This is a genomic window from Zhongshania marina (genome assembly GCF_002915595.1).
GTDB classification, from domain to species: domain Bacteria; phylum Pseudomonadota; class Gammaproteobacteria; order Pseudomonadales; family Spongiibacteraceae; genus Spongiibacter; species Spongiibacter marinus_B.
This window is the reverse complement of sequence record NZ_PQGG01000019.1, coordinates 122,044-145,898: the sequence shown is the minus strand read 5'-3', so window position 1 is coordinate 145,898 and position 23,855 is coordinate 122,044. Positions and strand designations below refer to the sequence as shown.

At 50.1% G+C, this 23,855-nt stretch carries 18 protein-coding genes; 14 read left to right on the top strand and 4 right to left on the bottom strand.

Translation table 11 applies throughout. The features are described from left to right. Nucleotides 1–51 precede the first annotated feature (51 nt). The 3 genes from C0068_RS08500 to mnmC all read right to left on the bottom strand — a co-directional run bounded on the left by C0068_RS08500 (nt 52) and on the right by mnmC (nt 6,190). Nucleotides 52–3,012, bottom strand: a complete 2,961-nt coding sequence (locus C0068_RS08500) for an insulinase family protein (protein WP_199176139.1) — start codon at nt 3,010–3,012, stop codon at nt 52–54. A 183-nt stretch (nt 3,013–3,195) separates the two neighbouring features. Next, on the bottom strand, nt 3,196–4,056 hold the full coding sequence (locus C0068_RS08495) for a glutaminyl-peptide cyclotransferase (protein WP_158249949.1): 861 nt from the start codon (nt 4,054–4,056) through the stop codon (nt 3,196–3,198). 70 nt (nt 4,057–4,126) lie between these two features. After that, on the bottom strand, nt 4,127–6,190 hold the full coding sequence (gene mnmC / locus C0068_RS08490; RefSeq protein WP_103684061.1) for a bifunctional tRNA (5-methylaminomethyl-2-thiouridine)(34)-methyltransferase MnmC2/FAD-dependent 5-carboxymethylaminomethyl-2-thiouridine(34) oxidoreductase MnmC1: 2,064 nt from the start codon (nt 6,188–6,190) through the stop codon (nt 4,127–4,129). A gap of 42 nt (nt 6,191–6,232) precedes the next feature. Here mnmC and C0068_RS08485 point away from each other — a divergent pair, with 42 nt between their 5' ends. The 14 genes from C0068_RS08485 to C0068_RS08420 all read left to right on the top strand — a co-directional run bounded on the left by C0068_RS08485 (nt 6,233) and on the right by C0068_RS08420 (nt 23,373). Continuing rightward, a complete protein-coding gene (locus C0068_RS08485) occupies nt 6,233–7,882 on the top strand; it encodes a peptide ABC transporter substrate-binding protein (protein ID WP_103684060.1) in 1,650 nt (549 codons plus the stop codon). 2 nt (nt 7,883–7,884) lie between these two features. Next, nucleotides 7,885–8,829 (top strand): ABC transporter permease, encoded by a 945-nt coding sequence (locus tag C0068_RS08480; RefSeq protein WP_103684059.1) that lies wholly within the window; start codon nt 7,885–7,887, stop codon nt 8,827–8,829. A 13-nt stretch (nt 8,830–8,842) separates the two neighbouring features. After that, nucleotides 8,843–10,150 carry an ABC transporter permease gene (locus C0068_RS08475; RefSeq protein WP_103684058.1) on the top strand — a complete coding sequence of 436 codons (1,308 nt, stop codon included), beginning with the start codon at nt 8,843–8,845 and terminating at the stop codon, nt 10,148–10,150. Continuing rightward, entirely contained in the window at nt 10,147–11,160 is a 1,014-nt protein-coding gene (locus C0068_RS08470) for an ABC transporter ATP-binding protein (protein WP_103684057.1), read from the top strand. Before C0068_RS08475 ends, C0068_RS08470 begins: the two co-directional genes overlap by 4 nt. After that, on the top strand, nt 11,157–12,161 hold the full coding sequence (locus C0068_RS08465; RefSeq protein ID WP_103684056.1) for an oligopeptide/dipeptide ABC transporter ATP-binding protein: 1,005 nt from the start codon (nt 11,157–11,159) through the stop codon (nt 12,159–12,161). Before C0068_RS08470 ends, C0068_RS08465 begins: the two co-directional genes overlap by 4 nt. Nucleotides 12,162–12,211: 50 nt before the next feature. Beyond that, entirely contained in the window at nt 12,212–12,691 is a 480-nt protein-coding gene (locus tag C0068_RS08460) for a hypothetical protein (protein ID WP_103684055.1), read from the top strand. A gap of 137 nt (nt 12,692–12,828) precedes the next feature. Next, nucleotides 12,829–14,523, top strand: a complete 1,695-nt coding sequence (locus C0068_RS08455; RefSeq protein ID WP_103684054.1) for an AMP-binding protein — start codon at nt 12,829–12,831, stop codon at nt 14,521–14,523. A gap of 58 nt (nt 14,524–14,581) precedes the next feature. Continuing rightward, nucleotides 14,582–18,475 (top strand): ATP-dependent RNA helicase HrpA, encoded by a 3,894-nt coding sequence (gene hrpA, locus C0068_RS08450; RefSeq protein ID WP_233208775.1) that lies wholly within the window; start codon nt 14,582–14,584, stop codon nt 18,473–18,475. Nucleotides 18,476–18,703: 228 nt separating this feature from the next. Next, a complete protein-coding gene (locus C0068_RS08445) occupies nt 18,704–19,156 on the top strand; it encodes an HvfA family oxazolone/thioamide-modified RiPP metallophore (RefSeq protein WP_103684053.1) in 453 nt (150 codons plus the stop codon). Between the two features lie 51 nt (nt 19,157–19,207). Then, complete coding sequence (locus tag C0068_RS08440; protein WP_103684052.1) at nt 19,208–20,077, top strand: HvfB family MNIO-type RiPP peptide maturase; 870 nt, start codon at nt 19,208–19,210, stop codon at nt 20,075–20,077. Continuing rightward, nucleotides 20,074–20,820, top strand: a complete 747-nt coding sequence (locus C0068_RS08435) for an HvfC family RiPP maturation protein (RefSeq protein ID WP_103684051.1) — start codon at nt 20,074–20,076, stop codon at nt 20,818–20,820. Before C0068_RS08440 ends, C0068_RS08435 begins: the two co-directional genes overlap by 4 nt. 77 nt (nt 20,821–20,897) lie before the next feature. Further along, a complete protein-coding gene (locus tag C0068_RS08430; RefSeq protein ID WP_233208774.1) occupies nt 20,898–21,617 on the top strand; it encodes an MlaA family lipoprotein in 720 nt (239 codons plus the stop codon). Between the two features lie 81 nt (nt 21,618–21,698). Beyond that, complete coding sequence (locus C0068_RS08425; RefSeq protein WP_103684049.1) at nt 21,699–22,880, top strand: PP2C family protein-serine/threonine phosphatase; 1,182 nt, start codon at nt 21,699–21,701, stop codon at nt 22,878–22,880. Nucleotides 22,881–22,884: 4 nt separating this feature from the next. Further along, nucleotides 22,885–23,373 carry an STAS domain-containing protein gene (locus C0068_RS08420; protein WP_103684048.1) on the top strand — a complete coding sequence of 163 codons (489 nt, stop codon included), beginning with the start codon at nt 22,885–22,887 and terminating at the stop codon, nt 23,371–23,373. A 29-nt stretch (nt 23,374–23,402) separates the two neighbouring features. Here C0068_RS08420 and C0068_RS08415 read toward each other — a convergent pair whose 3' ends face one another. Then, nucleotides 23,403–23,855: a tellurite resistance TerB family protein gene (locus C0068_RS08415; protein WP_103684047.1), complete on the bottom strand. Its 453-nt coding sequence runs from the start codon at nt 23,853–23,855 to the stop codon at nt 23,403–23,405.

Sequence of the window (23,855 nt, the reverse complement as noted above, 5' to 3'; positions counted from 1 at the left end):
AAAAGGGTAGCTCAAATATGGGCTACCCTTTTTTATTGCTTGCAATAAAGTTTATAAGCGCTGTATTGAAAGACCCTGTTGCGCAATCCACCCACTTAGCGCCTCGGCCTTGGTTTCATTACTGACAATGGCAATACTCGCTTCGGTATTACTAAAGTAGCGTTCACAGACGCGAACTAAATCTTCCGCTGAGACTGCCAGTACACGCTGACGGAAGAGGCGGCGCTCTGCGATTGTGCGACCAAATATATTGCTGTGATAGTCCTGCTTGGCTTCGCCCGCTGGGGAGCCCGGTTTATCGATACTGCCGACAACACCTAAAATTGCCTCCTCTAAACCCTGGGCAGACACCGCAGTATTGAGCATCCACGCGATGGATTTGTCGAAATCCTCAAGTGTTTCTTGTAAACGCGGATCGCGGTAAGAGTAGAAGCGGAACGCCGCGATGTTTGAGTCTTGGGATGCGCCGCCGCCGTAGGCGCCGCCTTGTTCGCGGATGGCACGGTGTAAATAACCATTGCGTAAATAGACTGCTAATACCGTGAGTACCGGTGCGTCTGGGTGGCCGGAGGGAACGGTTGGATAGGCTTTTGCGCAAAAATTAACTTGCGAGTTGGCTAGCCAAAACTCCTTATTTACCTCGCGTAGCTTGGGCAGCCCAAACCTGCTGAGGGGATCGCTATTAAAATCCTGCCAAATTGGCGCAAGGTCGCTGCATAAACTTTGTAATTGGTCGTCTTCAGCAATAATGAGCAATTCTTTGCTGCTCGCCAGCATTTTTTGATGGATTGCTGCCAGCTCACCGGCAAGACCAGCGAGTGATTCTTTGTTCTCGATACGCGTAGAGAGTTGCTTGAGCATTCTAATCCCACTCAAGCCGCCTAGGTCCTCGTTCACCTTGGCGATTGGGCTCATGCCCGCACTGGCAGCGCTCATGGCGAGGCCGTGACCATTGCCGGTGATTGCGGACTCTCTGCGGCCCTTCAATTGGGCGATAAGCTCCTTTAGGCGCTCGAACTCGTCAAAGCGTAGTTGTTCGAAGGTGTCTCGCATCAACTTGGCTTGCTCTTTTGCGTTTCTTAGCAGCGCCTTGGATGACAGCACCAAATAGGCTTGGGTTTCTTGTTCGTCGTTGATACCGCCACGCATGGTGGTATAGGCGCTAATACCGCCGCAAACCTGAGCTTGGCGGGCTTGTACTTGCAGATAGCTCTGTTCGCCAAGGCCTAGTTCGGTGGCAACCAAGGTGTAAATTGAAAGCAGAGACAGCTCGTGCTCCGTGAGTTCAGGAAGACTAATCAGAAGTTGCTGATATACCAAGCCATTGGTGCCACGGCCATATTGGGTGTAGGGCAGATTGCCAAACTGGGCAGTGTCAAACTGCAGGGCAGGGGTGTCCAATGGGACATCTTGGAGTGTGACTTTGGGAAGAATAGATTCATCTTCCTCCATAGTTTGGCGCTCCGCCAAGGCCGCAGCCTGTTCTATAATCTGTTGTTTTTGTTCATCACTAAGTGTGATTTTAAGCGCATTTAAACGGTCTTTTTCGGCTTGCTCGGCGCGGGCTTGAATTTGCTGGTCTGGACTCATGACCAAAGTGACACGGTGTGGATTGTCCAGCAGGTTTTGAGCAAGCTGTTTAATGTAGTCTGGGCTGGCTGTTTTTGCTCTGATTGCCTGCAGCGCAGGGTCTAAATTCAGTAGCTCAATTGGTTTGCCACGATGGGTGGCACTGCCAAGCGCCGTCAAAATTAATTGCAGACCGTAAGGGTAGCCGTCACCGCCAATCTCACGTTGGCGCAGTTCGAGCTGATGCAATACCGCATCGACGTCTTCTTTTGGAATGCCATTTTCGACCACGTTTTTGAGGGTGTCGAGTATGAGCTTTTCAACCTCATCGGCACTGCTGACATTGCTGCCCTCTACGCCGCAGGCAAAAACCATTTCACGCATGGAATCTTCAAGCCCGCACATGGGCGACGGTGCGCTGCCCAGTGAGCTTGTTTCCAGTGCGTGCAAGAGCGGGCTGGCGCTATTGTCGAGAAGCACGCCAGCGAGGAGTTGTGCTTCTAATTGGGTTTCGAGTTCAGTGCTTTTGCCCATTAGCCAGGCTACAACAACGTGGGTTTTGTCGGCAGTGTCTTCAGAGGGTGGCAGCGGGTAGCTTTCTTGTACCCGCAGAGGTGCGTGGTAGCGCTTTTCGTCGCCAACGGCGATATGGGTGTTTAGCGCCTCAAAGCGATTTAAGGCTAAGTCTTCAAAACGCGCTTGATGCTCTGCGGCGGGTATATCGCCAAAGGTCATGAAAATAGCATTACTTGGGTGGTAATGGCTTTGATAGAACGACTGTAATTGTTCGTAGCTTAGGTCGGGAATCGCTTCAGGGTCGCCACCGCTATTGTAATGGTAGGTTGTGCTCGGGAATAAGTATTTGCACAGGGTTTGCCAGAGTTGGCTTGGCACCGAACTCATGGCGCCTTTCATTTCATTAAATACAACACCTTTAAATTCCAATTCTGAATTGGGATCTTTGGGATTTTTAAATTCTAGGCGATGTCCCTCTTGCGCAAAGTCCAGCGGGTGCAGGCGTGAGAAAAATACTGCATCTAAATAGACTTGCAGCAGGTTTTCAAAATCTTTGCGATTGCTACTGGCGAAAGGGTAGGCGGTCCAGTCTGAACTGGTAAATGCGTTCATAAAACTATTTAAAGAGCGCCGAATCATCATAAAAAACGGGTCGCGAACGGGGTATTTTTCGCTGCCGCACAGTGCGGTGTGTTCTAGAATGTGGGCGACACCGGTCGAGTCTTTGGGCACCGTCCTCAGCGCGACTAAAAAAACATTCTCTGGATTATCGCTCGCAATATGGTAGTGGCTGGCGCCGGTTTTGCTGTGACGGTATTCCGCGATGCTCACCCCGAGAGCGGGTACGTCTTCGTTGCTAAGTAATTCAAAGCTGGGAAATGCAGTGGGGTTGGCAATGTTTTGCGCGGCGATGTCGGCTTGAGTCATGCGTAATCCATATGGTTGGCGAAGAAATAATACGTTTATAAACCTTTGTACGATTTTATTGTGCACATTGGCAGCGTTCGCTAAATCGCGTCCTAGCTGCTCGCTCCATTCGCGGGGCGGTCAGCGTTTAGGCTTCTGCTGGTATTCTAGGGCCTGTGAGCTGCAATTGCATTACTACTATGGCTAGGTCGATGGTTGCACCGGCAGTGCAGGTAATGTGAATTTGATTCGGAAGATCGTTGGCCACAATTTTCCGGTGACCAACCAGCTATCATTGCTGGCATCGTAGGCGACGCCGTTTAAAACTGCTTCAGGTACGAGCGGGGTGGGTTTGTTCGCAGCGCTTGCCAATGCGCTTAAATCGAGTTTTTTTAATACCTCACCACTTCGCCCGTCAATAATAAGCAAGTTGTTGGTATGCCATTGATTTGCGACGACGTAGTCGCCAAGGCACTCCAACTCGTTCAAATTATCTATGGCTTTCCCGTCTTCTTTCACGGTGACGGTACTGAGCAATTTCATGGTGTCTGCGGCTAGGCGTTGTAATTGATCGCTGCCATTACTCATTACAAAGTGGTCGGCCCGTCCTTCGACAATACTGGCGCATAGCCCCCACCCCTGACCTTGGTATGGAAAGACCCCCAGCAATTTGAAATGTTGAGGGTCGATAATCAGCCCTCGTCCCGCCCGCCATGTCAGCATATAGAGTTTGCCGCGGTATTGGCTGATACCTTCAGCAAATATATTAGCGGGTAAGGCGGTGCCGGTAATACTGTCTGTTGCTGAAGGAGGGAATTTGCGAGCGATAATTTTAGAGTGGCCGTAAAGGCCGCTGCTCTCATAGAGCTTACCTTGATAAAGCTCTAATCCCTGAGTGAATAAAGCAGGTTCATGGGGATAGGTATTCAGCAATTGATAGCTCGCATCATCAGCACAGGCAATATTTGGTATAGCGAGTATGGCGAGAGCAAATAGCCGTCGCGCCACACGCTTTGTTGCGCGAAATGAGTCTGTGCTAAGCGCGTTCAACACGGTTTCCGTCATTGCGGTCATCTTGTCTGGGCGGTGATATAGGAGTCTGCCATAAAATCGCTTGCGCGCCTAAGGTGCGAGATTATTCTAAGGGCTGATTTCTAACGAGCTTACGAATAAGGAAGCGCGCGGGGGATAGGCTTTCACAGATATGACGGGGAAGTGGACGAATTTCATGACAGATATAGCTTGTTATTAATTCGGCGCTTAGCGGTGTCGAGGTAAGCCCCCGTGATCCGTGGCCAACATTTATGTAAATATTGCGGTAGTTGCTCGCTGGGATGCTAATGCGGCGTCGAGCATCTTTGCCAAGCGGGGCATAGAGCTTGGCGAAGTCTTCTACGATGGGGGCGGCGCCAACGAGTGGCAGGTAGTCTGCACTGCTACAGCGCAGCGAAGCGCGGCCCCCGCGAACAGTGACGGGCGGGTTTAGTAGTTCGGGCGATAGCGCATCTAGTTGCGCTAAATTCCACTCGTGGTCACGGTCCTGTAAGTCGACGCTGACATCGTGCAAATTAAAACTCGCGCCTATGCAAAGACTGCCGTTAACTGCTGGGGCTAAATAGCCGTCGTGGCAAATCACGCATTTGGGCTCACATTTTAGGGCAGACGCTTCTATATAGCTGAGTTGGCCGCGAATGGGTTTGAGCGGCAGATGTCTGGTTTGAGGGAACTGCTTGGCGTCGTTGCTATTGGCTATGATAATCGCATCGCCACTGGCGACGGTATTTCCGCTGTTGTCTTTTATGTGCCATTGCGATGTGTCATCTACAAGCGAAATAGCCTCACGGTGTGAAATAAGACGAATATTGGGGTGGGCTAAATCCGCAGCGCAAACGCTAGGCGGAGAAAGCCAACCTGCCTGCGGGTAGTAATAGCCGCGCCCGCTTATTGGGATGCCGCTTATGTCTTGAAGTTCGCTTCCCTGTTTAAATTGCAGCCAATCCTGATCTTTGAAGAGTTCTTGTAACTGATCAAATTGAGCAGCGTCTTTTTTAGAATTTGCCAGTTGCAGCACCCCGCATAGATCGCCCTGAATACTGCCCTTGTTTAGACGTTCGCGGTAATAGGCTAGCGAAAATAAAAAGCTATGCAGGGTAAATAAATTCAATTCACCGGGGGTGGGCGAGAGCTTGGTATATAAGACCCCCTGGGGGTTACCAGAGGCACCGCTAGCCGGTTCATTTCGATCGATCACCGTGACCTCTATGCCGCGTTTGGCCAAGGCCGCCGCCGTGCTGCATCCAGCTAGTCCCGCGCCAATAACTAGAGCGTGTTTGACTGGCGTTTGCGCACTGGGGCGGTGCCAAGGCACCGCAACACGTTGGGGAAAAGGAGCGTTAATTTCGGCACTGCCTGTGAATGTGCCCCGCAGCATTTCTCTTTTACGGCCGTAGCCTGCAACTTTTTCAACATGAAAGCCCTGTGCACGTAGGCCGCGCTTAACAAAACCTGCAGAGGTAAAGGTGGCAAAGCTTGCCCCGACTTTACTAAGTGACCCCATGCAGCTAAATAATGTGTCGTGCCACATTGCAGGATTGCTCGCGGGGGCGAATCCGTCTAAGAACCACGCGTCTACCGCCGCAACGCTGCCTTTCGACGGACTTTGGGTGCGTGTATCTGTGCGGTTTGGGGAGTCTAACAGCGCCGGCAGGCAGTCAAGCGCATCGCCGAATAGTAAATCTAGGCAAACTTGTGCACTATTCAACATTCTGCGGTGCTGTCCAGATAACAGCGGTGGATAATTGTGCTGTAGTATAGACGCCAAGGTGTTTAACTCTGGCCACAAAGAGTGCGCTCTTTGTAAGTCATGCGGACGCAATGGATGTTTTTCGACGGATATATAGTGTAGCCGCCAATTTGCCGGTGCTAAGGTTTGCCAAAGTTGCCACGCAAGTAAAAAATTTAAACCGGTGCCGAATCCGGTTTCAACGATGGTGAACCGTCCTGCGGTGTTAGGGTCTAGTGTTTGCCAGCGTTCAGCTAGTTGATTATGCAATAAAAATACATGGCGGCTTTCGTCAATTCCGCTTTCTTGGCTGAAGTAGATGTCTCCGTAACTATCGGCTCGTGGGCTGCCGTCTTCGCCCCAAACGATGTTGGCGGGGTCTAGAGAGTAGGGACTGTGGTGAGAACTGTCGGCCATTATAATAGTGATGTCAGAATTAAAGAGGGATGTATTGTAGCAGTGAACATAGCGAAATCCTTGGCTAGTCGATTCGCGCAGACGCTTTCAGGGCAATGGCGATGGCTAGCGACTTTTTTATTTTGCTTTAGTGCTAGCCTCCCAGTAAACGCGCAGGCAGTCGATGCCGCAAATGCTAAGGTCACCCTTGCCTTGGCAACAGAACCCCCGACATTAAATAGTGCGGTTGCGACAGACACCATCGCCAGTTTTGTTCTCGCTCACATTATGGAAGGTCTGCTGGTATACGGCGCAGATGGTGAATTGGCGCCGGGTGTGGCGGAGCGTTGGGAGTTAGATGCCAATGGCGCGAGCTTTTGGCTGCGGGAGACTGCGAGGTGGAGCGATGGTAAACCCGTTACCGCCCATGATTTTGTTTTTGCTTGGCAGCACGCTCTGAAGCCAAGTACGGCTTCGCAATACGCGTTTATCTTTTATCCCATTAAAAATGCCGAGGCGGTCAATAGCGGTAAAGTGCCTGCTGCTGAACTTGGTGTTGTCGCGGTTTCGGATTATGAATTGCGGGTAGAGTTTGGGCAGCCCTGTCCTTATTTTCTTAGCCTTGCTGCCTTTATGACGTTCCTGCCGATGCGCGAAGATATAGTGGCGCACTGGGGTGGTCGCTACGCTGCAGACGGCGATAAATTAATATTTAATGGTGCGTATACACTGGATAAGTGGGTGCACGGCGCGCATTTGCGTTTACGTAAAAATAGCCATTACTGGCAGGCAGACGCCGTAAAAATTAATGAAATTGATATGCCCTATATCACTGCGGATCCCAGTGCGCAGTTTAATTTATTTCGCGACCAGCAAATTGCCATCGCACCGCTTGATACTGGGCTATTGAATGAGGCGGTAGAGCGGGGCTTTGATATTGAATATTTTCATACTGGGTCGCTGTTTTTTCTTGAGTTCAATTTTCGAGAGGGGCGTATCACCGCCAATCACTCCTTCCGCAAGGCTGTACAGCGCTTAATCGATCCTGATTTATTGGTGAACAAAATTATTGGGCTGCCGGGGATTAAACCCGCGTATTCACTTTTTCCTGTCACCGTAAAGGGTAACGAAAAGTCTTTCAGGGAAGAGTATCCGGTGATGCGGGTTGATCCAGATATTGCGGCGGCGCGCGAACATCTACAAAAGGCCAAGGCTGAATTGGGCTTCAGCGAATGGCCGCCACTGGTGTTATTGGCGGGCGATAGTCCAAGAGCGCTGCAAGAGGCAGAGTATTATCAATACCTCTTTAAAAAGGGGTTAGGGATTGAGCTTCGTATTGACCAGCAGGTTTTTAAACAGCGCCTAGAGAAAATGCGTCGAGGTGACTTCGACATTGTCGCCGCCGCTTGGGGGCCAGACTACGACGATATAATGACCTTTGCAGATTTGTTCGCGTCTTGGAATGATAATAACCGTGGTCGTTACGACAACCCGCTGTATGACCGGTGGATTCGTTTGGCGCAGGAGAGCAACGATGCTCGAACGCGATTTAATGCAATGGCGCAGATACAGCGCTTAGTGGTTGAAGACGTGCCAATACTGCCAACCTATGAAAATGGCGCGCTTTATGTGCAAAATCCGCGTTTAAAAGGGGTGCGACGTTCGATTTTTGGTGGCGATCCGCTGTTTCGTTACGCATGGATTGAAGAATAGCGATGCTGAGTTTTATTGCTAAAAGGTTGTTGTCGGGTGTGATTACCATTTGGTTTATCGCCACTGCGACGTTTTTTGCGATGCACGCTGTGCCTGGCGACCCTCTTACCCAAGAAAAGGCAATGACGCCAGCGGTGCGGGCCCAGCTTGAGGCGCGCTATGGTTTAGACAAACCTTTGTTTGACCAGTACCGTCTTTTTCTTGGCAATATGTTGAAGGGCGACTTTGGTATTTCCTTCACCCAAGAAAACCGCCGCGTGAATGATATTATTCGCGAGCATTTTCCCATCTCCGCTATTTTAGGTATCGCCGCTGTGCTAATCGCTTTGGTAGGAGGTATCGCAGCGGGTTCAGTTGCCGCCTATTGTCGCAACCGCTGGCCAGACCGGCTGGTGATGGTTGCCGTCATTGCCGCTATCTCGGTGCCCGGTTTTGTGATTGCCGGTCTCGCTCAGTTGGTGATTGTGGCGATGAATAATGCCGCAGGTAAAACATTATTACCGGTTGCCGGCTGGGGGAGTGTGAGTCAAATTTGGGTGCCAGCGCTGGTATTGGGCTTGGGTACTATGGCTTATTTAAGCCGAATTATGCGTGCTTCTATGCTTGAAGTGCTCAGCGCAGATTTTAATGTCGCCGCCAAAGCCAAGGGCGTTCACGGCTGGCGCTTGTTTTTTCACCATCAATTGCGAAACGCCGTGCTGCCAGTAGTCACCGAGTTAGGGCCAACCATTGCGGCAATTACCACCGGCGGTTTTGTTGTGGAATTGATTTTTGCTATTCCGGGGCTTGGGCGTTATTTCGTGCAGGCTGTGCAGCAACTTGATTACACCGTCATTATGGGAACAACCGTGTTTTATGGCGCGTTTTTGGTTTTAGTGGTGGTCTTGGTTGATATTAGTTATGGCTTGATTGATCCGCGGATTCGTTTGCATCGGGGCAGGTCATGAGGCTGTTAACATAATGGCAATTTCTGTATTCCGATTTGCCCCCAAAACCTGGGGCGCCGCTGACGACGTAGAAGCTGTTGCTCCGCTTCCTTTGCCGCCTATGGCAAGTCCGATGGTTGTTTTATCGGCACTCATGGTCTTGTGTTTGTTGTTGTTTGTGACTGTAGGCCCATTGCTGTGGCAGCAGAGCCCATCACAGCAATGGCTGTCGCAAATTTCTGACGGTGCGAGTAGCGCCTATTCCGTACGCATTGTGTCTGACAATGGGGATTGGCGACCCTCTGCAAAGAGTGATTCACCTCGGGGCTTAACAATTCACACCGCCAATACAGAGTATGTGCGCTTGCACTGGCCCAAGCTGGCGGGAGTTGAGCGCTACCGAATTTATCGTGGCGACGCGAATAAGCCGGGCCTAGGCTTGGCAATGGCGGAAACAGGAGATAACTATTATCAAGACCGCTTGCAGCTAAGTCGCGAGGTGTATCGTTATACCATTGCCGATGCAGAGACAGGCTTGCTGCTGTTGGCGCGGGAGGTTCGTCCTGAGCCTGCTATGTCTGCCTTTGAAGCTCAGTTGCAAGGCTTGATTCCGCTGGGCGGAAATGAAGAATGGGTTGATATTCCCGCACACCCGCTAGGCACCGATGCCTTGGGGCGCGATATTTTGGCGCGGTTAATGGCGGGTGGTAGAACGTCTTTATTCGTGGGCGTGGTAGCACCCTTGCTATATATCAGTTTTGGCTGTGTTTTTGGTGCTATCGCCGGTTTGATGGGGGGCTGGGTGGATCAGCTCGCCATGCGTTTTGTCGACTTTGTGGTCGCACTGCCATTTTTATTATTCATGATTTTATTCCGCGTCGCGTTTGGGATTGGTCCGGGGGAAAACGGCATTATGCCGCTTATCGTGGCGATGCTGGTGTTAAGTTGGCCCGGTAGCGCCAGACTGATTCGGGGGCAGGTGTTGGCCCTGCGCAGCCAACCGTTTGTTGAGGCGTCGCGGATTGCGGGGGTGGGGACGAGCCGCATTATTCTGCGTCATATGCTTCCTAATGTGCTGCCAATGATTTTAGTTGCCTTTAGTTTTGCGATTCCACAGGCCATTTTTACTGAGGCATTTTTGTCGTTTATTGGTATGGGGGTTTCACCACCGACCACCTCTTGGGGGGCTTTGTGTAACGACGGCATTAAAACGCTGCTGTCGCACCCTCGGCAATTGCTGTTGCCGGCCTTGCTGATCAGTATGTCGGTGCTCGCCTTTAATATCTTAGGTGATGCCCTGCGCGACGCCACTGATCGACGCTCGGGGGTGGTGCGCGCATGAGTTTGTTAAATCTTGAATCACTGCAGGTTAGTATCGGCTCTGTTCAGGCTGTTCGAGATGTGTCTTTGAGTTTGCAAGCGGGCGAGTGCCGAGCCTTGGTTGGCGAGTCGGGCTGCGGGAAATCCGTCACTGCAATGAGCTTGTTAGGCCTGATGCCAGGTGCTGCTAAAACGACGGCCCAGCAGTGGCAATTCGCGGGGCGCGATATGACACAGTTAACTGAACGCGATTGGCGTCAGTTGCGTGGCAATCAGATCGCCATGATTTTTCAAAACCCAATGACGGCCTTAGACCCTACCCAAACTATTGGCGCGCAAATCGCCGAGCCCTTGCGAATTCATAAGGGTATGTCGCGGCGCGACGCTAAAATGCGCGCAATTGCGCTGTTGGAGCGTTTGGCTATTGCCAACCCTGCTCAGCGCGCCGAGCAATATCCCTTCGAGTTTTCTGGCGGAATGTTGCAACGGGCCATGATTGCGATGGCGGTGGTGTGCGAGCCAGAGCTGCTTATTGCAGATGAACCCACGACGGCACTGGATGTCACCGTGCAGGCCGAGGTGCTCTGTTTGCTGCAGGAAATGCGGGAATCAAGCGGCACGGCAATGTTGTTTATTACCCATGACCTAGGCGTAGTCGCAGAGATTGCCGACTCAGTATCGGTTATGTATGCGGGGCAAACAGTTGAGTCTGGTTCCTTAAATCAGGTTTTTAGCACCGAGGCACATCCTTACACCCAGGCCTTAAAGCGGGCGGTGCCGAGTTTAGAAAACCCCAGACCGCTAGAGGCGATCGCCGGAACCCCACCGGATTTGCGCAAGCCGCCGACGGGCTGTGGATTTGCAGCACGTTGCTCACAGCGCATGGCGGTATGTGAACAGGCACCGCCGCCAATGCCTGTTGGTGAGCATCATCTAGCGCGTTGCTGGCTTTGGCACGAGGATCACCCTCAACGCTGGCGTGAGAAAGAGGGCTTTACCAAGACCTCGGTGATTGGGAGTAGTCGTTCATGACGAGTCCTTTTATCAAGGTGAGCCAACTGCGCTGTCATTTTAAAAGCGGTGAAAATTATTTGGCGGCGGTGGATGGCGTCAATTTGCAAATAGGCGCTGGTGAGGTGCTGGGCTTGGTTGGGGAGAGTGGCTCAGGCAAGTCTACCTTGGGACGAATTATCGCCGGTTTGCAGGCGAGAAGCGCTGGAACAGTGTGCATAGATGGCAAAGACATGCCGCAGCACTATAGTCGCCGTCAGTTCCGCGAGATGTCGACGAAAGTACAAATGGTGTTTCAGGATAGCTATGCGAGCTTGAATCCGCGGATGACCATCCTCGCCAGTTTACAAGAGCCCTTGTGGAGTCTTGGTGTTCGGGGTAAAGCCGCCCTCGACAAGGCAATGTATTGGCTAGATAGGGTTGGATTGCCGAGGTCGGCGGGGGAGCGCTATCCCCATGAGCTGTCCGGTGGTCAGCGTCAGCGAATTGGTATCGCCCGAGCCTTTATTGCTGAGCCTCAGCTTGTTATATGTGACGAGCCGGTGTCGGCACTAGATGTGTCTGTGCAGGCGCAAATCATAAATTTACTGCAGGAATTGCAGCGCGAGCACAATACGGCGATGTTGTTCATTGCCCACGATCTTGCGGTTGTGCGGTTTTTGGCAAGTCGTACAGCGGTAATGTATTTGGGCGAAATAGTCGAAATTGGGCCAACCACCGCAGTATTTGAGTCGCCTAGGCATCCATATACGGTAAAATTATTGGCCGCGCATCTGGACGGAAATCCCCGCGAGCGCGTATTGGGTTCACTAGCCGATGTGAAAGCGGTAGCGAATAAGGCGCCGTTGGCAAGCGACAGTGGCTGTCGATTTGCGCCGCGCTGCCAATTGGCTATTGCGGCCTGTTGTGAGAGCCCGCCGAGGCTCTTGCCTAGCTTGGTGGACACAGAAGCTGCGTGCCATCGCTTGGCGCTTATCGAAGAAGGTAGTTCGCAGATTGAGCTACTTAGCGAAAAAGAATAATTTGCTTCATAGTGATGAAGTGTTTTGTAGATGAATCAGGTAACTAAATCATGAATGTAAATCTAGATGCCCCGAGTGTGCTCGCTATTGCGGTGAATTTATTCAAAACCTGCCTACTGGATGTGGGTAGAACCGAGGCCAAGCGCTATTTTAAAGAGTTGGAGGCGGGGCGTGAGCTGTATTTAACTGAAATGTCGATGCCAGATAAATCAAAACTGCGAGTGCGTTTGCAGTTGATGCCACAGGAGTTTAACGGGCATCTCAATTTCAGCGCCTTTAAGCTACAGCTGCAGATGCTGTGCGCAGAAATCGTTAAAGTAATTAAAGCTGAGTCTGAACCAATTGTAATGAGCGACGATAGTGGTCGCCAATTGATGTTTAATATTCCAGCGATTAGTCATATCGACGGTGATTTTAACGCCTTAGTCTTAGGTGCAGACCTGCGTCGAGCCGGTGAGTTGGTCTTACAGTTGATGTTTATCGACCCTGAACAGTACCGCAAGAAGGAGGAAATTAGCGCTGAGGCGTAGCGGTGCGGGACGCTAGTGTTGACAGTGAGTACAAATACCGATAGCTTGCCACTTTTAGTATGTGTGGTTGGACTGCCAGTAGTTTAGGCACGACATTAATAACAACAAGGCATGAAGAGGGGACTACTTTGTCAGCAATGGAAGAGATCGCAGCAGCTATAAGTGCTGCACGGGAAAAGGCCAGCGTGCCAAGCAGCGTTGACCTTAGTCAATATGCTAACTTAGTCGAGATGTTCGCCTACTGTGCTACGCAGTTTGCCGATCGCCCCGTTATGTCCTGTATGGGTAAGACCTTGACCTACGGTGATTTGGACGTTTTGTCTGCCCAATTTGCCTGTTATTTGCAAAACCATACTAGCCTGCATGCCGGCGATCGTATTGCTTTGCAAATGCCGAATATTCTTCAGTATCCCGTCGCGCTTTTTGGCGCAATTCGCGCGGGTATGGTGGTAGTTAACACCAATCCGCTTTACAGCGAGCGTGAGCTTAAACACCAATTGAACGATTCCGGCGCCAAAGTGCTGGTGGTGTTAGCAAATGTTGCGGAAGCCGCTGCGGCAGTCGTTGCTGATACGCCGGTAGAAACCGTGATTGTGACTGAAATTGCCGATTTACATACTGGCTTCAAGCGGCCCTTAATCAATAACGTCGTGAAATACGTTAAGAAAATGGTGCCTGACGTTAGTTTTAAAAACGCAGTTGCGTATCGCAAGACCTTGGCTTTGGGTAAAAGTGGTCGCTATACGCCTGCAAATCCTGCGGCGGAAGACGTGGCTTTATTGCAATACACCGGTGGTACAACGGGTGTGTCTAAAGGCGCCATGATTAGTCATCGCAATTTGATGGCCAATGTATTGCAGAGCAAGCAACTGTTTGAAAGCTACGGGCTAAAGGAAGGGACAGAAACCTTTTTGTCGCCCTTGCCGCTGTACCATATTTATTCCTTTATGCTGTCTTTCTGCGTCATGATGCAGGGCAATCATGCTGTGCTTATTCCAAATCCACGGGACTTGGGTAGCGTGATTAAAGAAATGAAACGCTGGCGCTGGAGCGGTATGAGTGGCATTAACACGCTGTTTGTTCAGCTCTGTAATCATCCAGAGTTTAGAGACTTAGATTTTTCATCCGTTAAAGCAACACTGTCTGGTGGTATGGCTCTAACTGCGGGTGCAGCTAAAGAGTGGATGGAAGTCACCGGCGCTCAAGTTTATGAAGGCTACGGGCTGACAGAAACATCGCCGGTTGTCTCCATTAATCCGGGTGGTGCCAACCAGATTGGTACTATCGGCATTGCCTTGCCAGGTACGGAAGTTCGTATTGTTACTGAAGCCGGTGAAGATGTCGGTATTGGTGAGCGCGGTGAATTATGTGTGCGCGGCCCTCAGGTGATGATGGGCTATTGGCAGCGCCCTGACGAAACTGAGAAAACCATTAAAGACGGTTGGTTGCATACCGGCGACGTGGCGATTGTTCAAGAAGACGGTTATATGCGGATTGTTGATCGCATGAAAGATATGATCATTGTTTCTGGCTTCAATGTATATCCTAATGAAATTGAAGATGTACTCAGCGGGCACCCCAATATTGCAGAATGCGCCGCAATTGGTGTGCCTGATGAAAAGTCAGGCGAGGCAGTTAAAATCTTTGTTGCCGCTAAAAAAGGCGATATTGATAAAGACGAATTGAAAGCATTTTTGCGTGAACGCTTAACCGGCTATAAAATGCCGCGTTATATAGAAGTGCGTGATGAATTACCAAAGACTAATGTCGGTAAAGTATTGCGCCGTTCACTTCGAGACGAGGAGCTTGCCAAGCTCGCGAAAGCTGAGTAATTCGTCAGTTCTTAGCAAAAAGGCGCCTTAAGGCGCCTTTTTTATTTATACGGTGTTTATGTCTGAAATTACCGCGGCCAGCTTAATGGCCAGTATCGACGAATGTATGTTGGGCGACCGTTTTGGTTTTGCTAGGCAGTGTCGAGCCTTGCAAAAGCAGGCTGCTCATGCGGATACGAGTAAAAAATTACTTGCCCTTGCGCAGCGTATAAATGCCTCTGCGCTGAGAGTTAAGTCGCGCCGCGACAATTTACCGAAAGTACTTTATCCGGAAGATTTGCCAGTTGCGCAAAGGTTAGAGGATATTCGTAAGGCTATTGCCGACCATCAGGTAGTGGTTTTGGCCGGCGAGACCGGTTCGGGTAAAACCACTCAGATCCCCAAAATATGTTTAGAAATGGGGCGGGGTGTTGAGGGCTTGATTGCCCACACCCAGCCAAGGCGTTTAGCTGCTCGGGCGGTGGCGCAGCGTTTGGCAGAGGAACTGAATACGCCACTTGGCGACGGCGTTGCTTATCAAATTCGCTTTCAAGAAGTCGCGTCGCCTAACAGTTATATAAAATTAATGACCGACGGTATTTTATTGGCCGCAATCCAGCGCGACCGGTATTTGAGCGAATATGACACCATCATTATTGATGAAGCTCACGAGCGCAGCCTGAATATCGATTTTTTGCTTGGCTATTTAAAAACCCTCTTACCTAAGCGACCAGATTTAAAATTAATTATTACCTCGGCGACAATTGATGTAGAGCGCTTTTCGGCGCATTTCAATAATGCACCCGTTATCGAGGTCTCTGGACGCAGCTATCCCGTTGAATATCGGTATCGGCCTCAGGAAGAATTGAGTCCAGATAATGACCTAGGGGAGGCGGTAGAGGCGGTGCTGCGGGAGCTAATGGCAGAAGGCGCCCATCGCCACGGCGACACCTTGGTGTTTTTAAGCGGTGAGCGTGATATTCGGGAGCTAACCCGTCACCTAAAACGTGCTGACCTGCCGGGTGCCGAAGTGTTGCCTCTGTATTCTAGGCTTAGTAGTGCAGAGCAGCAGCGTATATTTGATTTGCGTGGCCGTCGCGGTTGGCGGGTCGTACTTGCCACTAACGTAGCAGAAACCTCTCTCACGGTGCCAGGCATTCGCTATGTAATCGACGGCGGCACCGCCCGCGTCAGCCGTTACAGTGTGCGCAGCAAAGTTCAGCGCCTGCCGATAGAAGCAATTTCTCAGGCTAGTGCAAATCAACGGGCGGGGCGCTGTGGCCGTGTCGCGGCGGGTATTGCTTACCGGCTTTATAGCGAAGCGGATTATTTGACTCGGCCCGAATACACCGAGCCGGAAATTCAGCGCACAAACCTTGCCGCTGTAATATTACAAATGTTACAGCTTAAGCTTGGAGATATCTCCGAGTTTCCCTTTGTTGATGCACCGGATAAAAAATTCGTCAACGACGGTTTTGCGCTACTAGCTGAGCTGGGTGCAGTAAACGATGGCCGGCTAACAAAGCTCGGCGAGCAACTTGGCCGTTTTCCGGTTGATCCCCGCATTGGCCGTTTACTATTAGCCGCTGCGGAGTCATCTTGCTTGCGCGAGATGTTGATCATCGCTAGCGCTTTAAGTATTCAAGACCCTAGAGAAAGGCCGGCAGATAAGCAGCAGGCCTCAGACGAGAAGCATCGCCGCTTTTGGCAAAAAGATTCCGACTTTGCCGCTTTTGTTGCGCTCTGGGATTACGCCGAGGAACAGCGTCAGGCTTTGTCAGCCAGCCAGTGGCGAAAACTCTGTCAGCGTGAGTTTTTGTCGTGGACAAGAATGCGTGAGTGGCGGGAAGTCCACCACCAACTTACTTTGATGTGCCGGCAGTTGGGCCTTAAGCAAAATAAAGACGCAGCAGACTTTGATAGTATCCATAAAGCCTTATTGCCAGGTTTTCTAGGGCAAATAGCAACAAAAGACGAGAACCGCGAATTTATTGGTGCCCGCAATCGCAAATTACATATATTTCCTGGTTCGGCACTATTTAAAAAACCGCCGAGTTGGATTGTCGCTGCTGAGTTAGCGGAAACCAGTCAGCTTTACGCCCGCTGTGTTGCCAAGATTGATCCGGAATGGGTATTGGGCGTGAATGATAGTCTGCTAAAGCGCAGCTATTACGAACCCCACTGGCAGGCGCGCAGTGGTCGCGTTATGGCCTTTGAACAGACCTCGCTTTATGGCTTGATAATTCGCGATAAAAAGCGTGTTCATTACGGCCCTATTGCACCGGAAGAAAGTCGAGAAATACTTATTCGCCAAGCTTTGGTGGAAGGTCGTTATCAAGGGCGCGCAGAATTTTTTCGTCACAATAAGCGCTTGATGGCAGAAATCTCTGAACTTGAAGACAAGGCTCGCCGCCGCGATATCTTGGTTTCTGATGAAGAATTATTCCAATATTACAATGAGCGTATTCCCGCCGGAATTACCACCGCTAAACATCTTGAGCACTGGTTAAAAGCAAGCGCACCACCTAAGACCTTGTTTTTAAGTCGCGGTGAATTGATGCGCCATAACGGCGGTGATGTGACCGAGCAACAATTTCCGGATTCGCTGCAGTGCGCGGGTATGAGTTTGGCGCTGAGCTATCACTTTGAGCCGGGGCATCCCGCCGACGGGGTCAGTGTTTCGGTGCCGCTGGGTAATTTAGTGCACCTAGCAGAGGGGCGTCTTGAGTGGCTTGTGCCAGGCCTGCTACGGGAAAAATGTATTGCATTGGTGAAGACCTTGCCCAAGGCACAGCGCAAGCAGTTGGTGCCGGTGCCAGATTTTGTTGATCGGGCACTGCCTATGATTAGCGCCAGTGATCAGGCATTGCTACCCCAGTTAGCTGACGCCCTGCGTCGATTAAGCGGTTTGCAAATTGATGTTAAAGAGTGGGCTGCTAACCGCCTAGACGATTATTATCTAATGAATATTCGAGTCTTAGATAATGCGGGTAAATTACTGGCCCAAGGGCGTGATTTAGCGGCTCTAAAAAGCCTGTTGGCTAACCAAGTACAGCAGGGTATATCTGAAGAGAGTCGCGGTGGATTTACGACAAAGTTACTACAGGATTGGAACTTTGGTAGCTTAGAAAAAAGTCACGAATTCAAACGCAGTGGCGCGACCTTAACCGCTTATCCTTGTCTTCGCGATGATGGCGACAAGGTCGTATTGGAATTGGCCGAATCAGAACAGGATGCGCAGCAAAAAAGCCTTTTTGGCGTTTTGCGCTTACTGTTACTGCGAATGGCTCAGCAGGCAAAAATGCTGAGGGCGAATTTGTTTCGCAGCAATGCCGTCCAACTTCAGTTTGCCGCAGTGGGGGAGCAGAAAAAGCGCTGGCTTGAAGACTGCTTGCTCGCGGCAGCGCGTCAAAGTTTCGCCGTCGATATAGAACAATTGCCAGAAACCGAAGCAGATTTTCACAGAATGTGGGAAGCAGGGCGGGCAAATTTCAGCGCTGATGCGGAGAGCTACGCTGCCTTGTTGGCAGAAATACTCGGCCACTATTCAGATATTCGACGAGTATTGAAAAAACTTAATTCTCTGAGTTGGATTCACAGTATCAATGACGTGAATACTCAGCTTCAAGCCTTGTTCTTTGAGGGCTTTATTACCGAGCTTCATCGCGAGGAGTTAAACCAGTATCCGCGCTATCTGCGGGCTGTTTTGCAACGCCTTGAAAAACTAGACGGTCATTATCAGCGAGATCGCCAATGTACCTTGGTACTGGAACCGCTTCAGCAGCAGCTGATAGATTTCTTGGCGAAGGCCCCGGCGTCGGTAAGGTCGCATCCATTATTGCGTGAGTACCGCTGGCAGCTGGAGGAATTCCGCATATCACTTTTTGCACAAAATATTGGCACGCGATCACCGGTATCAGAGAAGCGTTTAAAGCAACTTTGGAAAACCGTATATCAAGATGTAACATTTTGAGACTAGCTTGGTCTACTGTGCAAGGCCGTATATAAACAGATGATGGGGATCGGAAAGCCCTCGGGTAACGTAAACCTGCCATCGTGTTGTTAAATTTTGGTATGCGGCTATGCTAAAACGGAGTGGATATACCGAGTAGTGCCGATATTGTTTGGCCGGTTTCTACAAAGCGTGATTGCACGTATTTAACTAACTAATTCGGTGCTGAGCCGATATGGAGATTAAAGAATGGCTTCTTTTACTAAAAAACCTTTAGCAGCGGCGTTTGGTGCGGCAATGTTGGCGTCAGCGGTTAGCCCCGCAATGGCAGATAGCAATCCTTTTGCGGCCAAGCAATTAAGCGCTGGCTATGAGTTAGCAATGGGTAGCTCCGATAAAGCGGCGAAGGCTGAGCACGAAGCTAAATGTGGTGAGGCAAAGTGCGGTGCCGATAAGGCTAAAGCAGCACATGAAGGTAAGTGTGGCGAGGCAAAATGCGGTGCTGATAAAGCCAAGGCTGCCCATGAAGGCAAGTGCGGTGAAGGTAAATGTGGCGAAGGTAAGTGCGGAGCAGACAAAGCCAAGGCAGCCCACGAAGGTAAATGCGGTGAAGGTAAATGTGGAGCTGATAAAGCTGCGATGGAAGGCCAGTGCGGCGGTGATAAAGCGGCAAAAGAAGCTTCATGTGGTGCGGCTAAATAAACATCGCTACTTTTAGCATGCAAGGTATTCTGGGCAACGATGGCAGTATCAATGAATGATGGCAAAGTAGAAAACCGACGTCAGCTTGCAGGCCTTGGCCTGCGTCGCGGTCTAATGCCGGAGTTTAAACAGCTCACGCCCTCTGATATTGACTTTGTAGAAGTTGCGCCAGAAAACTGGATAGGTATCGGCGGTCGTTACGGCCGCTTGTTCCGCGACATTGCGGAGCGCTATCCAGTATATTTGCATGGTTTGTCTTTAAATATCGGTGGATTTTCGCCACTAGATAATAATTTATTAACGGCTATTAGGCGGTTTATGGATGAGTTTGACTGCCCCCTGTATTCTGAGCATTTAACTTACTGCGGTGACGAAGGTCAGTTATATGATTTGCTGCCGATCCCCTTTACCGAGGAGGCTGTGCATCATGTTGCCGAGCGTGTAAAGCGCGTTCAGGATGTATTGGGGCGGCGTATTTTGCTAGAAAACGCCTCTTATTATGCCGCGCCAGCCCAGCAAATGAGCGAAAGTGAATTTATAAATGCGGTGTTGGCGGAGGCGGATTGCGAGCTGTTATTAGATGTTAATAATATTTACGTGAATAGCATTAACCACGGCTACGACCCTTACGAATTTCTGCACTCACTGCCGCTTGAGCGCGCGAGCTATATTCATATTGCCGGTCATTACGATGAGGCCGAGGATTTGCGCGTTGATACCCACGGCGCTGATGTTATCGACCCTGTGTGGGCCTTGTTAGATGCCGCTTATGAGCGCTGCGGTCCATTGCCAACTTTATTAGAGCGCGATTTTAATTTTCCACCGATGACTGAGTTGTTAATGGAAGTACAGCGTATTAAGCGGGCTCAGCAGGTATGTCTGCAAGCGACACCTGCTCAATTCAGTGCGGCGATTCGATGAGCTCATTTCAGCAGGTTCAGCGTGAACTAACACAGTTTATCCGCGACCCAGAGCATTGCGCGGGGCCAAGCGGCATAGAGTCTCGCCGATTAGATATTTACCGTGACTTATTTTTTAACAATATTCATGGCTTTTTAAGCAATGGCTTTCCCGTTTGTCGGAGCTTGTACTGCGACGCAGACTGGGACGCGATGGTGCGGGATTTTATGATTCAGTATCAATGCTCAAGCCCTTACTTTTTAAAAATTGCTGAAGAGTTTCTGGCTTATTTGCAGCAGCGCAACAAGCTTGATAATGATCCGCCGTTTCTCATTGAACTCGCACATTACGAATGGGTGGAACTTGCCCTCGACGTTGCAGAAGAAGAACTAGCACCCCAGTGTGATGCGACTGATGATGTATTGAGCAATCAGTTATCTTTGTCACCCTTGGCGTGGTCCTTGGCCTATCAATTTCCGGTACATTTAATTAGTAGTGACAATCAGCCTACACAGCCGGGTGACGACCCGACCTATATCGTTGTGTACCGCAATCGTGCTGACAGTGTTGAATTTTTAGAAATCAATGCAGTGACCGCGCGCTTATTGGCTTTGTTTGACGGTGAAACTCCGCAAACAGGTCTTTCCGTACTTAGTATCATTGCCGATGAACTGGCTAGCAATTTAGAATCGCTGCTCGGCTTTGGTCGCGAGCTGGTGGCGCAATTAGTCAGTCTCGATATTCTGATTATTGCCGAGTCGTAATTATCAAAATAGTGCCAAGCTTCAATGCATTGCGTATAGTAATGACTGTTATCAAGACTTGATGAGTAATAATTTCAATGGAACGAATCGCCTGCACTTGGGTACTGCTGCTGTCGGTATTTTACGGCGCGCTAGCGTTTGCGGATGAGGGTGGAGATCCTCGCGACCCTTGGGAGGGGCTCAATCGAGCGATTTTCGCATTCAATGACACTGCAGATCTTTATTTGCTGCAGCCCGTTGCGCGCGGTTACAAAAAAGTGACCCCTACGTTTGTTGATCAAAGTTTAGCCAATGTTTTTAATAATATCGGTGAAGTGCAAAACATCGGTAACGATATATTACAGGGCGAGGGCCTTGATGCCCTTACTAGCACTGGTCGCTTCGTTATCAATACCACGGTAGGTGTATTGGGTATTTTTGATGTAGCAGGTGCAATTGGTTTAAAACGCGACTCCGAAGACTTTGGTCAAACCCTTGCGGTATGGGGTGTCGGTAATGGCCCTTTTATTATGCTGCCATTGCTTGGCCCCAGCACCCTGCGTGACGGTGTGGGACTTGGTGTTGACTCCTACACAGCCATTACGCGGGAGATTGACCCGGAAAGGGCGCAATACGGTATGACTCTGCTAGACTTACTACAGGTTAGGGCGTCTTTGCTGGGCTCCGAAGATTTGGTGTCTGGTGATAAATATACCTTCTTCAAAGATGTCTATTTGCAACGTCGGGACTTTCTTATCAATGACGGCAAGCTTGAAGACGATTTTGGCGATGAAGATTTCGAATCCTTTGATTTCTGAATGTGCTTGTTTTACCCCGAGCGTAAATTCTCCGCATAAATACGGCTTGTGTGTGCACTTAGATGCGAGTAAAAAGGCCGGATGAACGCAACCTTCCCCCAAAGCATCTTATTGGTCCAGCAGGCTGACGCTGTACACGCGGAGCTTGTGTCCTCTTTGAAAAAACTCGGCATGTCTGTGATTGCCGTCGCCGATTGCGCGGCTGCAATGTTGGGTTTTAGGGAAGAAGACATCGATATAGTGATGGTCGATATAGATTTTCCCGACGATCGAGGAATAGATCTATTGGGGAAAATGGCCGCTGACCCTCGGGAATTACCGTTAATTGGTGTGTCCCGACGTAAGAGTTTGGCGGATGTTGTTGAGGCGGTGCGCCACGGCGCGACAGATTACTTAATGCTGCCGCCAGAGAATTTAGACGTTATTCGCCACGTCATAGACCGCGCCGTGGAGCGCGGTACTTTAAAGCGCGAAAACTTGGCTTACCGTACCAAGCTCGAAAATGCTAACCGCGACCTGCTTGAAAGCCTGACGCTATTGCAGCAAGACCAGCAAGCGGGCAAGCACGTTCAGCAACTTTTACTTCCCGATACGCCAAAGCAAATTGGTGGTTATAGTTTCTGCCACTATATTTTGCCGTCCTTGTATTTAAGCGGTGATTTCGTTGATTACTTTTTGGTTGGTGACGATCACGCCGTGTTTTTTGTGGCCGATGTGTCTGGTCACGGCGCAAGTTCGGCATTCGTGACGGTATTCCTTAAGAATTTGTTCGCCCGTAAGCGCAGTGATTTTTTGCACCGTGGTTCAACGGCGATTTTGTCACCCGCCAAGATGCTTGCTATTGCTAATCGTGAATTATTGGAAATGGGTATCGGCAAGCATGTCACCATGTGCGTTGGCGCGTTTGATTTAAAATGTCATCAGCTATGTTATTCGGTGGCGGGTCACTTGCCTGCGCCAGCAATGGCACTAGACGGTAAAGCGGAGTTTTTGCCGGAGCACGACATGCCGGTTGGTTTATTCGCTGATGCCGAGTACAGTGATCACATGATCAGCTTCCCGGCGGGGGCTGTGCTGACCTTGTTCTCTGATGGTATATTAGAGGTCTTGGACAGCGACACCCTTGAGGAAAAAGAGCAAAAAGTGCTCGATATTCTCAAAGATGGTGAGAGTTCGTCCACGGGACTGGCGGAAACCTTTGGTCTATCAGAAATAGACGAAGCGCCAGACGATATCGCAATTTTAGTCGTGTGTAGGTTATAGGCAAATGCAGCCTGGTAGGATATTGGTAGCAGGACAGGACGGCGCGTTTGTTATCAAATTAGTTGGTGACGTGCGGCTGACGCTTTGTACAACCTTAGACGAGTTTTTCGACGAGATGCTGTCTGTCGAAGGCTTCGCCAGCGTTGTCGTAGATCTTTCTGACGCCTTAAATGTCGATAGCACCACCTTGGGCTTGCTGGCTAAATTAGCCATTAAGGCCAAAGAGCGTTTTAAGTTTGTTCCCCTTATTTTGTCCACCAACCCTGATATCACCCGCGTGCTAGAAAGCATGGGCTTTGATAGGGTGTTTAGAATTCGAGAAGAGCCCTTGCTTGACGATGAAGACCTTGGCGAATTGCCGGTCTTACCCTGTAGCGAAGACGCCGTTAAAAAGCGTGTGCTGGAGGCGCATCGTACACTAATGGGATTGAGCGACAGCAATCACGCAAAGTTTCGTGAGTTAGTGTCGCTGCTTGAAGGTCAGTGTTTTTAATTTTCTGCTAACGCAAACCCCATCCCAATCTATTTGCCAGCCGCTTTTTCTGTGCATGTTAACTTCGCGCGGATAAACTCGGTGTGGGGTAAATAGATAAGGTCAGATATTTTGCGAATTAAGTGGTCTTCGTATTTATCGATATTGCCATCTTCTATTGCCACTTCCCACAGCGCCACAATCAACTCGTATTTTTCTAGATTGTTGCAGTTGTCATTGATGTAGCGTGTAAAGGGGTAGAGCGAGGTGCTGTCTTTGTTAAGCGCGGCAGCCGTTGCCATAAACTCTTCGATGTCCGCCAGGGAAACCGAAAAGCGGCTAACTAGCAGGCCGCGTATTTTTTCAATTTCCGCAGGATCTTGCTGGTAGTCAGACTTGCTGACTTCAATGAGCAGGGCCGCCGCGGCGAGCTCTAGCGACATGGCAGAATCTTTGCTGTCTTCGTCTGCGCCACTAAAGAGCTGTTTTAATTTTTCAAACAT

What these genes read in the sequence shown, in the direction of transcription:
- C0068_RS08440 (WP_103684052.1), top strand. Translation starts at nt 19,208, where the DNA reads ATGAATGATGGCAAAGTAGAAAACCGACGTCAGCTTGCAGGCCTTGGC.
- C0068_RS08425 (WP_103684049.1), top strand. Translation starts at nt 21,699, where the DNA reads ATGAACGCAACCTTCCCCCAAAGCATCTTATTGGTCCAGCAGGCTGAC.
- C0068_RS08435 (WP_103684051.1), top strand. Translation starts at nt 20,074, where the DNA reads ATGAGCTCATTTCAGCAGGTTCAGCGTGAACTAACACAGTTTATCCGC.
- C0068_RS08455 (WP_103684054.1), top strand. Translation starts at nt 12,829, where the DNA reads ATGGAAGAGATCGCAGCAGCTATAAGTGCTGCACGGGAAAAGGCCAGC.
- hrpA (WP_233208775.1), top strand. Translation starts at nt 14,582, where the DNA reads ATGTCTGAAATTACCGCGGCCAGCTTAATGGCCAGTATCGACGAATGT.
- C0068_RS08465 (WP_103684056.1), top strand. Translation starts at nt 11,157, where the DNA reads ATGACGAGTCCTTTTATCAAGGTGAGCCAACTGCGCTGTCATTTTAAA.
- C0068_RS08475 (WP_103684058.1), top strand. Translation starts at nt 8,843, where the DNA reads ATGGCAATTTCTGTATTCCGATTTGCCCCCAAAACCTGGGGCGCCGCT.
- C0068_RS08470 (WP_103684057.1), top strand. Translation starts at nt 10,147, where the DNA reads ATGAGTTTGTTAAATCTTGAATCACTGCAGGTTAGTATCGGCTCTGTT.
- C0068_RS08445 (WP_103684053.1), top strand. Translation starts at nt 18,704, where the DNA reads ATGGCTTCTTTTACTAAAAAACCTTTAGCAGCGGCGTTTGGTGCGGCA.
- C0068_RS08500 (WP_199176139.1), bottom strand. Translation starts at nt 3,012, where the DNA reads ATGACTCAAGCCGACATCGCCGCGCAAAACATTGCCAACCCCACTGCA.
- mnmC (WP_103684061.1), bottom strand. Translation starts at nt 6,190, where the DNA reads ATGGCCGACAGTTCTCACCACAGTCCCTACTCTCTAGACCCCGCCAAC.
- C0068_RS08430 (WP_233208774.1), top strand. Translation starts at nt 20,898, where the DNA reads ATGGAACGAATCGCCTGCACTTGGGTACTGCTGCTGTCGGTATTTTAC.
- C0068_RS08415 (WP_103684047.1), bottom strand. Translation starts at nt 23,855, where the DNA reads ATGTTTGAAAAATTAAAACAGCTCTTTAGTGGCGCAGACGAAGACAGC.
- C0068_RS08460 (WP_103684055.1), top strand. Translation starts at nt 12,212, where the DNA reads ATGAATGTAAATCTAGATGCCCCGAGTGTGCTCGCTATTGCGGTGAAT.
- C0068_RS08480 (WP_103684059.1), top strand. Translation starts at nt 7,885, where the DNA reads ATGCTGAGTTTTATTGCTAAAAGGTTGTTGTCGGGTGTGATTACCATT.
- C0068_RS08495 (WP_158249949.1), bottom strand. Translation starts at nt 4,056, where the DNA reads ATGACGGAAACCGTGTTGAACGCGCTTAGCACAGACTCATTTCGCGCA.
- C0068_RS08420 (WP_103684048.1), top strand. Translation starts at nt 22,885, where the DNA reads ATGCAGCCTGGTAGGATATTGGTAGCAGGACAGGACGGCGCGTTTGTT.